This window comes from Microlunatus parietis, from assembly GCF_013407955.1.
In the GTDB taxonomy this organism is placed as follows: Bacteria; Actinomycetota; Actinomycetes; order Propionibacteriales; family Propionibacteriaceae; genus Microlunatus; species Microlunatus parietis.
Map to the genome: position 1 here is coordinate 4,075,245 of NZ_JACCBU010000001.1, position 14,124 is coordinate 4,089,368.

General features: G+C 68.5%; 13 protein-coding genes. 8 read left to right on the plus strand and 5 right to left on the minus strand.

Features of this window, described 5'->3' with window-relative positions; genetic code table 11:
- Positions 1 to 105 precede the first annotated feature (105 nt).
- Together BKA15_RS19500 and BKA15_RS19505 are read left to right on the plus strand one after the other, a co-directional pair.
- Positions 106 to 852 carry a GH25 family lysozyme gene (locus BKA15_RS19500; RefSeq protein ID WP_179753530.1) on the plus strand — a complete coding sequence of 249 codons (747 nt, stop codon included), beginning with the start codon at positions 106 to 108 and terminating at the stop codon, positions 850 to 852.
- Positions 853 to 861: 9 nt separating this feature from the next.
- Complete coding sequence (locus tag BKA15_RS19505; protein WP_179753532.1) at positions 862 to 1,659, plus strand: nucleotidyltransferase domain-containing protein; 798 nt, start codon at positions 862 to 864, stop codon at positions 1,657 to 1,659.
- On the opposite strand, the gene BKA15_RS19510 is transcribed toward BKA15_RS19505, so the two are convergent.
- Positions 1,634 to 2,596 (minus strand): phosphotransferase family protein, encoded by a 963-nt coding sequence (locus BKA15_RS19510; protein ID WP_179753534.1) that lies wholly within the window; start codon positions 2,594 to 2,596, stop codon positions 1,634 to 1,636. The genes BKA15_RS19505 and BKA15_RS19510 overlap by 26 nt on opposite strands.
- Positions 2,597 to 2,709: 113 nt before the next feature.
- Here BKA15_RS19510 and BKA15_RS19515 point away from each other — a divergent pair, with 113 nt between their 5' ends.
- Positions 2,710 to 3,441 carry a hypothetical protein gene (locus BKA15_RS19515; RefSeq protein ID WP_179753536.1) on the plus strand — a complete coding sequence of 244 codons (732 nt, stop codon included), beginning with the start codon at positions 2,710 to 2,712 and terminating at the stop codon, positions 3,439 to 3,441.
- Positions 3,442 to 3,458: 17 nt separating this feature from the next.
- Here the strand turns inward: BKA15_RS19515 and BKA15_RS19520 are convergent, their stop codons facing one another.
- The 4 genes from BKA15_RS19520 to BKA15_RS19535 all read right to left on the minus strand — a co-directional run bounded on the left by BKA15_RS19520 (position 3,459) and on the right by BKA15_RS19535 (position 6,234).
- Positions 3,459 to 3,908: an HIT family protein gene (locus tag BKA15_RS19520; RefSeq protein ID WP_179753538.1), complete on the minus strand. Its 450-nt coding sequence runs from the start codon at positions 3,906 to 3,908 to the stop codon at positions 3,459 to 3,461.
- 91 nt (positions 3,909 to 3,999) lie between these two features.
- Complete coding sequence (locus BKA15_RS19525; RefSeq protein WP_179753540.1) at positions 4,000 to 4,596, minus strand: ribonuclease FAU-1 family protein; 597 nt, start codon at positions 4,594 to 4,596, stop codon at positions 4,000 to 4,002.
- A gap of 78 nt (positions 4,597 to 4,674) precedes the next feature.
- On the minus strand, positions 4,675 to 5,229 hold the full coding sequence (locus tag BKA15_RS19530; protein ID WP_179753542.1) for a dihydrofolate reductase family protein: 555 nt from the start codon (positions 5,227 to 5,229) through the stop codon (positions 4,675 to 4,677).
- A 69-nt stretch (positions 5,230 to 5,298) separates the two neighbouring features.
- Positions 5,299 to 6,234, minus strand: a complete 936-nt coding sequence (locus BKA15_RS19535; RefSeq protein ID WP_246322384.1) for a hypothetical protein — start codon at positions 6,232 to 6,234, stop codon at positions 5,299 to 5,301.
- Between the two features lie 221 nt (positions 6,235 to 6,455).
- Between BKA15_RS19535 and BKA15_RS35690 the strand changes: the two genes are divergently transcribed.
- The 5 genes from BKA15_RS35690 to BKA15_RS19560 are packed head-to-tail and all read left to right on the plus strand — an operon-like array spanning position 6,456 to position 14,045.
- Positions 6,456 to 7,349 (plus strand): ABC transporter permease, encoded by an 894-nt coding sequence (locus tag BKA15_RS35690; protein WP_246322385.1) that lies wholly within the window; start codon positions 6,456 to 6,458, stop codon positions 7,347 to 7,349.
- The gene (locus BKA15_RS19545) at positions 7,349 to 8,215 is read left to right on the plus strand and encodes a carbohydrate ABC transporter permease (protein WP_179753547.1); all 867 of its coding nucleotides are present in this window, start codon (positions 7,349 to 7,351) and stop codon (positions 8,213 to 8,215) included. The genes BKA15_RS35690 and BKA15_RS19545 overlap by 1 nt, the downstream gene beginning before the upstream one ends.
- 18 nt (positions 8,216 to 8,233) lie before the next feature.
- A complete protein-coding gene (locus BKA15_RS19550; RefSeq protein ID WP_179753549.1) occupies positions 8,234 to 9,898 on the plus strand; it encodes an extracellular solute-binding protein in 1,665 nt (554 codons plus the stop codon).
- Positions 9,895 to 12,123, plus strand: a complete 2,229-nt coding sequence (locus BKA15_RS19555; RefSeq protein WP_179753551.1) for a family 78 glycoside hydrolase catalytic domain — start codon at positions 9,895 to 9,897, stop codon at positions 12,121 to 12,123. The genes BKA15_RS19550 and BKA15_RS19555 overlap by 4 nt, the downstream gene beginning before the upstream one ends.
- Positions 12,120 to 14,045: a family 20 glycosylhydrolase gene (locus BKA15_RS19560; protein ID WP_179753553.1), complete on the plus strand. Its 1,926-nt coding sequence runs from the start codon at positions 12,120 to 12,122 to the stop codon at positions 14,043 to 14,045. The genes BKA15_RS19555 and BKA15_RS19560 overlap by 4 nt, the downstream gene beginning before the upstream one ends.
- The last annotated feature ends 79 nt before the right edge of the window (positions 14,046 to 14,124 follow it).

Consider the following 14,124-nt stretch of genomic DNA (forward strand, 5'->3'; position numbering starts at 1 on the left):
TAACCAAGGGTGTGACTTGGTTCACTTCCGGGTCTAGGCAAGTCCACTTCGGTGCCGTAGGTTCCTGTCCTGGGGGGGTGGCAAATCTCTACCGAAGGAGTGGGCATGATGGGAAGTGTTCACCTGCGCCGTCTGGCGCGGTCTGCGGCCGTCGCTCTTACTGCGGTCTCACTCGCATTCACGTTCGTGCAACCTGCCCAGGCGGCACCGGCCGGGCTGCCCGGCATCGACGTCTCACACTGGCAGGGCTCGATCAACTGGACCTCGGTCAAAAACGCGGGCATCAAGTTCGCCTACATCAAGGCGACGGAGTCCACGACCTACAAGGATCCGCGGTTCAACTACAACTATCCGAGCGCACACGCCGCTGGGGTCATCCGCGGCGCCTACCACTTCGCCCGGCCGAACGGTGACCCGGTCACCGACGGCCGCGCCGAAGCGAACTACTTCGCGTCCAACGGCGGTGCTTGGAGCGCCGACAACCTGACGCTGCCCGGTGCCCTCGACCTGGAGGGCTCGTGCACGCTGAGCCAGTCCGCGACGCGGACCTGGATCAAGAGCTTCTACGACACCTACAAGGCGCGGACCGGTCGGGACGTCGTCATCTACACCTCGCGCAGCTGGTGGAACGCCTGCACCGGCGGCACGAGCCAATTCGCCCCGCTGACGCCGCTCTGGGTGGCCAGCTGGACGTCGGCGTCCAGCCCGACCATGCCGACCGGCTTCAGCACCTACACGTTCTGGCAGTGGACCGACTCCGGCTCCGTCTCCGGCATCTCCGGAGCGGTGGACCGGAACGTGTTCAACGGCAGCGACGCCCGGCTCCGGGCGCTCGCGAACAACACCCCGTAGTATCGATCGATGGGCCCTGAGCTGATCGAGTCGACCGGTGATCGCCGGTGCGACCTGATCACTCAGGGTCTGATCGGAATCTTCGAGATCGCCTTCCCAGACAGGGTTCTGGGCGTCTACCTCCGCGGGAGTCATGCCAGCGGCGCGAGCATCGACGGCAGTGATCTTGATCTGTACGTCCTGTTCCATGATCAGTTCGTCGATCGGGCCGAATTCGACCGGGCGCGGGCGCTGGCTGATCACTGCGCTCGACTGAGCCCGGTCCTGCTGGAGATCATCGTGATCGGTGAGCGAGTCCTCCGGCTCCCGGAGGCGGTCAGTACGGCCTTGGACTTCAAGCTCGGCACGAGACTGGTGTACGGGACGGACGTCCGCCCGGGTCTGCCGGAGTTCGAGCCGGACAGCTACCGGCGGTCCGTGATCCACACGCCGTTCAACAGTTACCGCTTTCCCAGTCAGCGCGGCGATGCCGGTGCGCTCACGTACCCGCTCGAGCACCTCGATCCGGCCGGCGCGTTCTTCGGCTTCGAGCAGTGGGCGATGCCGGGACCGGACGGGATCGAGCGCCCGAGCACCAAGCTGTTGGTGGCGACCGTCGGCTGGACCGCGACGGCGATCATCGCGCTGCGCACCGGCCTCTATGTTCGCGACAAGGCGGCCTGCGCCGACCTGTATCGCCGCGAGGTGGCCGACGAGATGCTCTACCGCGACTACCAGGAGGCAGAGCTGGCCTCCGGCGATCCGGACCGGCAGCGACTCGCCGAGCGGCGCTTGGCCGAGGTCAGCTGGCCGGACCCAGTGTCCTGAGTTCGCGGAGCGCGCGGCGCATCAGGGACACGTTGCGCTCGGTCGCGGCCCGGTCGCCGATAGCCACATGGTGCGCGACGTGGCCGATCCGCTGGGAGAGGGTCACCGTCGCGAGGTCGCGGCGCAACTCGTCGTCCAGTGGGCGGCCGTAGCCGGCGAGGATCGCGGCGAAATCCTCGTCCTCGAAGGTGTTGTAGAGGTACGTCAGCTCGCCGAGCCGTGAGCCGCCGTGCCACATGCCCCAGTCGATCAAGCAGCTCACCCGGCCGTCCTCGACGAAGACGTGCTCGGGGCTGAGATCGCCGTGACAGAGGACGAATCCGGCGGCCGGCGGCTCCGGCGAGGCCTCCAGGGCCGCGAACGTCGCCTCGATCTCGGCCGCCGACAGTCCCGCGGTCACGAGTCGATCATGCTCGGCTCTTCGCTCCTGAACGTATCCTTCCCGCAGTTCGGACGGATCAGGCCATCGGCCCTCGTCGTCAGGGCGCCAGATGCCGGGCGTCCTGACCTCGTGCAGCCGGGTCACGACGCGGCCGAGGTCGGCGAGGGTCGCCCTGCGCTCGTTATCCGGCAGTTCCTCGGCGACCTGCAGGAACTGATGTCCCGGAGCAGGCGTGATCACCATGGCCGACTGCTCCCGTTGATCACCGGAGATCGTGTCGACTCCGAGGACCTCCGGGACCGGGATTCCGTGATCACGCGCCTGGTCCATGGCCCACAGTTCGTTCGTGAAACCGTCCTCCCTGCGCCTGATCCGTACGAAGACGCAGGCCCCGGTGGCCAGCGTCACCCGGTACACCTCGTTGTCGTACCCGCGCGCGATCCGGTCCAACTCGAGGGCCTCGGCGCCGGTCGTACGGCGCACGAAATCCGTCACCGCGACACGCGGGGTCGCGAAGCGCCGATGCAGATCAACCAGGAATTCGGAGGGCGCCATGGCACCATCAAGTCACACCGGGTTGCCGTCTGGCCAGGGCTTTTAGCGTTGACGCCGGGTCCGGCGGGGCTCCAGGGTGTGTGGTGTTCACCGTCGATGCTTGGGGGCGATGGATGGAAGTCAGTCAGTTCACGACGCAGGAACTCTCGACGAAGACCTGGCGCGATTACGAGCGGTTCTTCCGGGTCAACGGACGCGGCAGCTGCGGCTGTATGCGCTATCCGTACGGGCGACCGCCGGCCACCGCCGAACCCGCGGTCGGCAAGGAGCTGCCGAGCCGTGATCTTCGCCGGGACCAGAACCTCGACGAGATGCGGGCGTTGATCAAGCAGGGCCGGGCGCGCGGCATCCTGGTGTACGGCGCCGGCCAGGTGATCGGCTGGTGCCAGTACGGCCGGGTCGAGGATCTGCCGATCACGCGGACCAGCAGCACTCCGGACTGGATGGTCGCCGCCCACCCGACCTCCGACTGGCGGATCACCTGCTTCCTCACCCTGCTGCCGTTCCGGCGCCAGGGAGTCGCCACGCTCGCGCTGGCCGTGGCCGTGCAGTCGATCCGGCGGCAGGGCGGCGGCTGGATCGAGGCCCGGCCGGTGGTCCATTGTCATTACGATCCCGAGCTCGGCAAGGCCCGCCGGGAGTTTGGGCCGCGGTCCCGCGAGGTCGCCGGACACCTCGAGGTCTGGCCGGTCCAGAACGTGCCCCGGGTCGGCTGGGTGCGGGCCGCCGAGGCGGGCGTGCGGACCGCGCCACACCGGGGCCTGATGTCGATGTTCGAGCGCCTCGGCTTCACCGTGGCCGGACGGGACGGCGAGACCGGCGTCCTGATGCGATTACACGTCTGATGCGGTTGCACGTCTGATCATGATCGCGGCCAGGCGGCACGCATCCGGTCCGCGTAGCGGCGCATCCGGTCCGCGTCGACCCAGTCGCCCAGCGAACCGTACAGGCGGTCGTCGACGAATCGCGGGAAGACGTGCACGTGGTAGTGCCAGACGTCCTGGTTGCCGGCCGGCTCGTTGTGCTGCCGGGTCGAGACTCCGGGGCAGTCGAACGCGGTCTTGAGTGCCAGCGCGGTGTCCCGGATCGCTCGCTGCAAAGGGGTTCCGAGCTCCGGCGGCAGGTCGTAGACGTTCTCGAAATGATCATGCGGTACGACCAGCGCGGCGCCCGGGTTGTTCGGCCACCACTTCGGGTTGAGCCGGACCGTGACTCGCTCGTAGCGGTGCAGGACCTCCATCGGGCGGGTGGCCAGCGCCGGGTCCTCGCGGCAGAACGGGCAGTCGTAGCCGGCCGGCTCGTGGTTGTACATGCCCCGACCGTAGGTGATGACCGGAATCCAGCGCACTCTGCTCATCCGGGCCAGAATCGGGCCGAATCGGCCGGAGTGCGCTGGATTTCGGTCAGTCGGGCCAGGTGACCGCGGGACCGAAGAGGCCCGGGAGTTCCCTCAGGGGTCGGAGGGCGGCGGGCGGGAAGTCGGTCCAGCCGGCCTGCGGAAACCGATCGTGGTGCAGGTGCCGATCAAGGAACCGTTGCCAGCGCCGCAGCCCGTCCGCTGCGTCACTGATGCTGATCTTGCCAGCCTCGATCGCGTCGCCGAACTCGTCCAGATCCAGCATCCGGTAGTGCCGGCTATCGGAGGGCACCATCACGTCGATGAAGAGGTCGCGCAACAGGAACGTTCCCGGTTCGGGTTGGTCCACCGTGATCAGATCGATGTACCAGGTCTCCTCTTCGGTCGCCGGGATCTCGATCCGGGTCCCGTCCCGGAGCAGCGCCCGCCTCCAGCTGGGGATGCTGAGGCTGATCCCGAGATCGAGCAGCACGTAGATCCGCTCCACCCGGGATCGGCCCGGCCACGGTTCGAAGCGATCCGGCGCCCGCATCTCGTACGCCAGCACGTCGCCGCGGCGCATCCCGGGCAATGGTCCGAACAGATCGCCCGGGTCGTCCTTGTGGCCACCGCGGTAGACCTCGACCCGCTGCGCCTCGATCACCACCGTGACGGTAGCACTGAGCCTGTCGAAGGACTTGATCAACTTGGCCCTTCGACAGGCTCAGGGTGCATTTGTCCTTCAGGCGGCTTTCGGGCCGTAGACCAGGTGCACGACGCCGTTGTCGTAGGTGGTCGACTCGACCAGCGACAGGGTGAGCTTGTCGGAGCCGTCGGGGAACAGCCGGGCGCCGGTGCCGAGGACGACCGGGTAGGTCAGCAGATGCAGTTCGTCGACCAGGCCATCGGCGAGCAGGGCGCGGACCAGCGTGCCGCTGCCGCTGATGTAGATGCCTTCGTGCTGGTCCTTCAGTTCACGGATCCTGTCCGCGTCGTAGCCACCGATCACCGACGAGTTCTGCCACTGTTCCTCGGGGTTCTCCAGGGTCGAGGACACGACGTACTTGGGGCTGTTGTTGAAGAACGGCGCGCCCGGGTCGTCCTCCGGGGTGCGGTCCTTCCAGGCCGGGGCGAAGCCCTCGAAGGTGTTCTTGCCGAGCAGGATGGCGTCACTGCTGCTGGTGACGGCGCCCATCCGCTCGAACATCGCGTCGGTCCAGCCGAAGTCGAAGGTGAAGCTCGGGTCCTCGTAGCTTCCGTCGAGGCTGACGAACTCGTGCACGCGGATCTTGCCCATGATCATTTCTCCTTGAGATTTCCCTTTGTCCTTGCTTGTGCTGGTTGAGACCGGGGCGGTCTCGGAAACTCATCGGGCCGGTTCGAGATTCTCCAGATCGCCCGGTACGAGCAGCTTCAGGTCATGTTGATCGGTCGCCAGCGCGGCCCGCAGCGGCCGGGCGTGCGCGCTGCCGACGACAGCCAGCACTCGGCCGCCAGGGACGAGGCCGGTCGCCTCCCGTAACCGGGCCGCCATCGCGAGATTCCGGGTCCGCCATTGGGCCAACCGGACCCGGACCACACCGCTCGGATCCGGGTAGCCGGCTCGACCACCGCTCTCCAGATGTTCCCAGTAGTCCGCGTACGGGCTCGTCCCGACGTCCACCCACTTGCGCCAATGATCATGGTCCGTCGAGCCTGCGGGGAGCCGGGTCCCCTCCCGGATCGTGCGGTAGTACGCCTCCTCGGTGTCGTCCCAGCCGTCCGGGCAGTGCTCCAGCAGCTCGACGCCGGCGTGATCATCGAAGTGAACCAGGTACGGGTGGCCCAGCTCGCGCGCGATCGCGACGCCGACCCGAATCCGTTCCGACGGCGCCTGCTCCAGCTCGGCCAGCGCCTCGACGGCCGCCACCGGCAGGTCCGCCTCCCGCCACGGCAACAGCAGTGCGTTCTCGGGTTCACGGGCGAGCAGCCAGCCGATCACCCGGTCGGTCAAGGATGCATCGACGTCGAGCGCGACCCGCCGCGCCCGCCACACCGACCAGGGTCGGAGCCCGGACACGGTGGCGGCGCAGGCACGGGCGATGGCGGCGCCGCCGACCGGGAAGTCGGCGAAGGCGCCGCCGCGCTCCTCGTACTCGACGACGAGGTGACCGGGCAGGTTCTCGATCGCGATCAGGTCGGGGCGCCAGGCCAGCAGCCGGTCCCGGCCGGCGGCGATCGCCGCATCGGGTACGTCGGCGGTCAGGTGGGCCATGCCGACGATCAATACCTCGGTCGGCCCCGAACTCCGATGGTCGATCATGCGCAGACCCTAACGGGCCGAGGACGATCCCAGAAACGAAGACAGGATATGTAACCATCTTGACTAACTCCGTCGCGGTCGGTTTTGATGAGGGCACTCGCGAGGGAGGCGGAGAGTTGGACCGGCTGACGCTGTCACGGGAGACTTCGCGGGCGTCGTCCGACGCGCCCGGTGACCGGCCACCCACCGCTGATCACCGACGCGTCGCCAGGCGGCGGACGTTGAAGCGTCGACTCTGGCAGGCGCGCTGGTGCTACCTGTTCATCCTGCCCGGGCTGATCTACTTCGTGATCTTCCGGTACGTTCCGCTGCTCGGCAACGCCGTGGCCTGGCAGGACTACAGCCCCTACCTCGGCGTCGCCGGCAGCCCGTGGGTCGCCTGGGACAACTTCGAGCGGCTGATCACCGACCCCGAGGTCGCCGACGCCTTGATCAACACGCTGGTGCTGAGCCTGCTCCAGATCGTGTTCGCGTTCCCGGCCCCGCTGCTGCTGGCGCTGCTGCTGAACAGCATCATCAGCGACAAGATCAAGCGGTTCGTCCAGTCGGTGGTCTACCTGCCGCACTTCATCGGCTGGGTGATCGTGGTCTCGATCTGGCAGGCCCTGTTCGGCGGCACCGGGGCGATCAGTGAGGTGCTGTCCGGGCTGCTCGACCGCCCGGTGAATCTGATGACCAACCCGGACACGTTCGCGCTGTTGATCACCTCCCAGGTGATCTGGAAGGAGATCGGCTGGGGAACGATCATCTTCCTGGCCGCGATGGCCCTGGTCCCGGTGGAGCGGTACGAGGCGGCCGCGGTGGACGGTGCCGGCGGCTGGCGCCGGATGTGGCACATCACGCTGCCCGGGATCACGCCGGTGATCGTGCTGTTGTTGATCTTGCGGCTCGGCTCGGTGCTGACGGTCGGCTTCGAGCAGATCATCCTGCAGCAGGACGCGGTCGGCGCCGACGTGGCGCAGGTGCTGGACACGTTCGTCTACTACCGGGGTGTCCTCGGCGGTGACTGGGGCCTGGCCACGGCGGCCGGGCTGGTCAAGGGCCTGGTCGGCACCGTCCTGGTGCTCGGTGCCAACTGGCTGGCCAAGCGGCTCGGCGGCGAGGGGGCGTTCTGATGAGCGTCGCCGTCGCGGTCCGGCCGCGCTGGAATCAGCCGACCCTCACCTCCACGGTGCTCAAGGCCGTCGTGCTGGCGGTCACCGTCGTGGTGATGATCTATCCCTTCCTGTACGTGATCGCGCAGAGCTTCGCCGCACCGCCCGGGGAGAGCGGCCCGTCGCTCGACGCCTACCTGTCGGTGCTGTCCGGCGGCATCGTGGTCCGGGCCCTGCTGGTCAGCATCGGCGTCACCGTGGTCGGCACCCTGCTCAGCGTGGTGCTGACCATCCTGCTCGCGTACGGCCTGATGAACACCCGCGAGGTCCCGGGCGGCCGGGTGATCTTGTACCTGGTCCTGTTCACCATGCTGTTCGGGGCGGGGATCATCCCGAACTACCTGCTGGTCAAGGAACTCGGGCTGCTCGACACGTACGCCTCGCTGATCCTGCCCGGTGCGATCAGCGCGTTCAACATGGTCGTGGTGCGCAACTTCTTCCAGGGCATCCCGGCGGAACTGATCGAGTGCGCCCGGATCGACGGCGCGAACGACTGGCAGATCCTGTCCATGATCATGGTGCCGCTGTCCAAGGGTGTGATCGCGGTGATCGCGCTGTTCTACGGCGTCGCGTACTGGAACGACTTCTTCAGCGCGATGATCTATCTCAACGACACGGCCAAGTGGCCGGTGCAACTCGTGCTCAACCAGTACGTCCTCCAGGGCACCCCGCTGACCCAGCTGCAGAACCCGGCCGCACCGCCACCGCCGGCGAAGTCGGTCCAGATGGCCGTGGTCGTGCTGGCCACCGTGCCCATCCTCGTCGTCTATCCCTTCCTCCAGCGGTTCTTCACCAAGGGCGTCCTCACCGGCGCGGTCAAGGGCTGACCAGACAAGGAGTTTTCCATGATCAACGAATCGTTGCCGCAGAGCCGACTGTCCCGCCGCGGCGTGTTGGGCCTCGGCGCCGGACTGGCCGCGTTGGCCGGCTGCCGTACCCAGCCGAAGGATCCGGCCCCGGGCTCCGAGCCGACCGCCAGGTTCGTCGCACCGAACTATGTGCCGCCGGACCAGGTGCCCGGCGCCATGATCAGCGACATCGACGGCGTCTCCCCCGCCTACAGCCAGTATCCAAGCGAACAAGCGAAATCGGTCACCGAGACGCCCGGCAGTGGCGCCGAGGTGTCCACGTTCCAGGTGCTGTTCCAGGCCCCGCCGCCGACGAACAACCCGTGGCTGACCGAGTTCGAACGGCGGCTCGGGGCCAAGATCAACGCGACCTTCGGCGCCGGCGACGCGTACGGCCAGAAGGTCCAGACGCTGATGGCCAGCGGTGATCTTCCGGACATCTGTTTCGTGGAACGCAGCGCCGCGCCGTCGGTGGTGAAGCCGATGCAGCAGGGCGCGTTCACCGATCTCAGCGAGCTGCTGGCCGGGTCCGGCATCGACGCGTACCCCAACCTGGCCCGGTTGCCCACCTATGCCTGGAAGAACTCCAGCATCAACGGCCGCATCCTCGGCGTCCCGCGGGCGCTGCCGCTGGTGAACGGCGTGACGATGTACCGCGCGGACTGGGCGGCCGACCTCGGCCTCGCCGAGCCGCCGAAGAACGCCGAGGAGGTGAAGGAGCTGCTGGTCGGGTTCACCAAGGGTGATCATCGCGGCAAGTCCAAGGGGGACTGTTGGGGGCTGGCCACCCTAGGCAACGGGGTCAGCTGGGCGATGGAGATGTTCCGGGTGCCGAACGACTGGCGGTTGAACGACGACGGCACGCTGACCAACGTGATCGAGACCGACGAGTACGAGGCCGCGATCAACTGGCTGGTCGAGCTGTGGAAGGCCGGCGCGTTCCATCCGGACGCCGCGACCCTGCCGACACTGGATTCGCAGGACCTGTTCATGAGCGGGCGGATCGGGCTGATGCCGGCCGGGATCGCGCCGCACTACCGCAGTATGGTGCCGACGCTGCGGAAGAACGACCCGTCGGCCGAGGTGGTGGCGGTCAGTCCGCCGGGGCATGACGGCGGCGACCCGGTCGTCCACCAGGGCGGCGGCTACTTCGGCATCGCCGCGATCCCGTCCGAGGTCGGCAAGGATCAGGCGCGGCTGGCGGAGTTGCTGCGCGTGATCAACTACTGGTGCGCCCCGTTCGGCAGCGAGGAGCACACGTTCATCAACTACGGGATCGAGGGCCGGCACTTCACCTATGACGACCGCGGCACCCCGATCGCCGTCGACGGTGACCGGCCGTTGACCGAGGTGGCCGGTCCGTCGTTCCTGGTGCAGCCGCTGGAGGCGGTGTTCTTCTTTCCCGGCGACGACAAGGCCGCGACCGAGGCGCAGCAGGCGATCGCCAAGGCCGTGCCGCTGTCGATCGAGAACCCGGTCCGCAGCCTGATCTCGGAGACCGACATCCGGCAGTCCGCCGCGCTCGGTCAGCTCACTGACGACTATCTCTTCGGGATCATCACCGGCCGGCGGCCGATCAGCCAGCTGGCCGAGTGGCGGGAGCGCTGGCGCAGCCGCGGCGGCGACACGATCCGGAAAGAGTTCGAGGCCGGCCTGGCATGATCAACTCCGATCCCGAGGAACAGCGCGACGACCCGCCGGCGCACGGCGCGCACTGGATCACCGCGCCGGCCTGGCGCGCCGATCCGGCCGGTCCGCTGCCGGTGCTCGGCACCGTGTTCCACTGTGCGGCGACGCCGGTGTCGGCGGTGCTGCGGATCGCCGGGCTCGGGGTGTTCTCGGCGTCGATCAACGACGGCGCCGCTTCGGCTGACCTTTTGGAGCCGGGCTACACCGACTATGCCCAGCGGGCCGAGTTCTGCCGCTACGACGTGACCCACCTGATCACGCCCGGCGACAACGTGATCATGATCGAACTCGGGCCCGGGCTGTATCGTTCGCAGCGGCTGGACGACCGCTGGACCAAGATCAAGACCGAGTACGGTGAGCTGGCGGCCTGTGCGTCGCTGACCCTCGAGTACCAGGACCGTCCGGCGACGACGGTGATCACCGGGATCGACTGGGGCGCGACGGTCGGCCAGACCCGGTCCTCCAACTGGACCGGTGGCGAGGACTTCGACGCCGGGCTGCCGTTGGACGCGTCGGTCGACGGGATCCCGGGCTGGCCCCGCGCCGTCATCGCGGCCGTGCCGCCCCGGCTGCGGCTTAGCGCCAAGACCACGCCGCCGCTCCGGGTCCGCGAGGTGCTCGACCCCGTTGAGCTGCGTACGGTCGCACCGGGGGCCCAGGTGATCGACTTCGGGGTCAACTTCGCCGGCTGGGCCGAAGTCGATCTTCCGCCCGGCGCCCGGGTGAAGCTGCGGCCCGCCGAACTGCTGCACCCGGACGGCACGATCGATCCGCGGACCGAGGGCTGGGATCCCGTCTATCACACGGTCGCCGCCGGCGCGCGGCCGCTGACCTGGCATCCGCGGTTCTGCTACAACGGCCTGCGCTACCTGGAGATCAGCGGCCTCGACAGCCCGCTCGGGGCCGAGAACGTCCGCGGCCTGGTGATCTCCGCCGACGCCCGGTCGGCCGGCGACTTCGCCTGCTCCGACGACAAGATCACCGCGCTGCACACGATCATCCGCCGCGCCGTCACGTCCAACATGTTCTCGGTGTTCACCGACTGCCCGCACCGGGAGAAGCTCAACTTCCTCGAGGAACTGCACCTCGCCTTCCCCGTGTTGCGGTGGAACTACGACGTGCTGGCGATCCTGGCCAACACGCTGCGGTTGATCCGGGAGGCGCAGGGCCAGGACGGTCACCTGCCGCTGTACGTGCCGGAGTGGGACCCGTTCCCGGATCCCTGGCGCGGCGACGTGAACTGGGGCGGCGCGGTGATCATGCTGCCCTGGCTGCTGCACCGGGCCTACGCCGACGAGTCCGTACTGCGGGACAACGAGGAGGCCATGGGCCGGTACGCCCGGCACCTGCTGGACAGCCGGGTCGACGGGCTGATCCGGTACGGGGACTGGGACGGCCGGGAGTTCCGTGCCGTACCCCTGGTCAGCACGGCGACCCTGGCCAGACTGCTCGGCGTGCTCGCCGACGCCCTGGACCGGCTCGGCCGGCTCGCGGACGCGGCGTTGTGGCGCAACGAGGCCCGGCTGGTGACCGAACGGGTGCGCTCCGAGTTCTGGAATGATCATGACCTGACCGTTGGCGGCGACACCCTCGGCGAGCTCGCCATCGCCGCCCGGTACGGGATCGTGCCGCCGGGCCGGGTCGCCGATGTGGTGGACCGGCTGGAGCGGCGGATCATCGACGACGGCTATGTGGCCGATGTGGGCGAGGTCGGCCTGCCGGCGCTGCTGGAACTGCTGGCCGAGCATGATCGCCACGAGACGATCTTCCGGTTCGCGCGGCAGGAGGAGCGGCCCGGCTACGGCTTCCAGCTGCGGCACGGCGCGACCTCGCTGACCGAGACCTGGGACGGCCCGACCTACGGAATCAGCCAGAACCACTTCATGCTCGGCGCCATCGACGACTGGTTCTTCGCCCACCTGGCCGGGCTGCAGCAGGCGCCGGGTGATGTCGGCTTCCGGGAGTTGATCATCCGGCCGCGGCCGTGCGGCGGCATCGACTGGGCTCGCGCCAGCTACCGCACCGAGCGCGGGAACTTCGCCGTCGAGTGGCGGATCGACGGCGACGCGTTCCGGCTGCAGGCAGCGATCCCGGACGGTTCGGCCTGCCTGATCGAGACCCCGGACGGGCATCGACAACGGGTCGGCGGCGGGACACACCTGATCACCAGACCGGCCACAGTGGAGGCGACGCGATGAGTTCGAAGACTTCGGCGACCATCCCGGCGACCGTGCCGGCGCTGCGCGAGTGGACGCCCGGCGACGGGCGGCTGCTGCTCGGCAGTCCCGGCGCGATCGGCCACTCCGGCGGTGCGGCGGCCGAGGTGGCCGAGCTGCTGGCCGACGACCTGCTGCTGTTCCGCGGCGCGCGGCCGGTGATCGTCGCCGATCCGGCGAGCGCGGAGATCCGGCTGATCTTGGACCCGGGCCGCCTCGATGAGCTTGGTGCCGAGGGCTACCGGCTGGACATCGGCGACACGGTCCAGGTCGTGGCGGCCGGGCGTTCCGGCCTGCTCTACGGTTCCCAGACGATCGGCCAGTTGATCAAGCAGGATCAGCAGCGACGGGCCCTGCCGCGCGGCTGGGCGGTGGACCGGCCGCTCTGCGCCGTGCGGGGTCAGATGATCGACGTCGGCCGGAAGTTCCTGCCGTTGACGTACCTGCGGTCGGAGATCCGCCGGATGGCCTGGCTGAAGCTGAACAGCCTGCAGTTGCACCTGACCGAATGGAACGGCTTCCGGTTCGAGAGCCTCGAGTTCCCCGGCCTGGCCTCGGCCGACCACTACACCCAGGCCGAGCTGCGCGACCTGGACGCCTACGCCGCACAGTGGGGCGTCACGATCGTGCCCGAGATCGACCTGCCCGGCCACGCCGTCTGGCTGACCCGCTACGAGCCTCGGCTCCGGCTGCGATCACCCGCGATGGACTACGCCGGCTGGCCGGGCGGCCTCGGCGGCGGCTGGACCCTCGACCTCACCTCGGAGTTCGCCCGCGACTTCGTCCGGACGTTGATCATCGAGCTGGCCGGCGTCTTCCGGGGCGAGTACGTCCACATCGGCGGCGACGAGATTCCCTTGCAGACGGCGGAGAAGCAGGATCCCGAGCTGCTGGCGTACGCGCAATCCAAGGGGTTCCGCTACTCCGGCGACGCCTTGATCGACTTCGCCAATGATCTTGCCGCCACGCTGCGCGAGCACGGCAAGCGCACCGAGCTCTGGGAGTGGTGGACCTACGGTGATCAGCCCGCCAGCATCGAACCCCACCCGGAGATCCGGATCAGCAAGTGGCTGGACGGTGACCCGGCGGACCTGACCAGGCGCGGTTACCGGACGGTCGGCGTGAACTGGGGCGGCAACTACGTCACCCCCGGCTACAGCACCACGCCGACCGGCACCTCGCCGCAGGGGTGGGAGGGCCACATGCCGGCCGAGCGGATCTACGCCGACGACGACTATCCCAGCGACGATCTGCTGGAGGGACACCGGCTCGGCCGGTGGATGGACAAGGCTGAGGCCCGCTCGACCTCCTGGGTGCACTTCTTCTCGCACCGGCCGCTGCAGGTGCTGGCCGACCGGACCTGGGGCGGCCCGGCCGCCGCGTCGGCCACCGACTTCTACGCCCGCGCCGACGCGATCGGTGCGGCCGACGACGAACGTACAGCCGTCCCGGTCCGGGACTGCCGGGTCGTCGAGGTGAGCAGCGAGGAGGTCAAGGACGAGGACGGGTCCGCGCAGCACCTGCTCGATCCGAACCCGCAGACCCAATGGGTCACGCAGTACCGCAACGACCTGATGATCACGCCGCACCAGGTCGTGATCGACACGGGCGAAGTGCGGCCGCTGGCCGGCGTCGAGGTGTGGCCGCGCCAGGACGGCAAGATCGTCGAGGACTTCCACCACACGAAGGCGCGGCCGCGGGCGATCCGGATCGAGGTGAGCACGGACCGGCACAGCTGGCACGAGGCCTGGTCCGGGACGTTGGCCAACGAGCAGCCGGCCCAGTCCGTACGCTTCCCGGAGCTGCCCGGCCGCTACCTGAAGTTGATCATCGACAGCGACTGGGACAACCTGTTCATCGCCGCGATCGCGTACCTGTCGATCCTGCAGAGCCGCCGGCCCTGACGGGTCTGGCGAACCGGGCTCGGTGATACGAATAACCGCATATCGTGGGATCGACTGATCGTCGAGCGGAGCGGAAGGG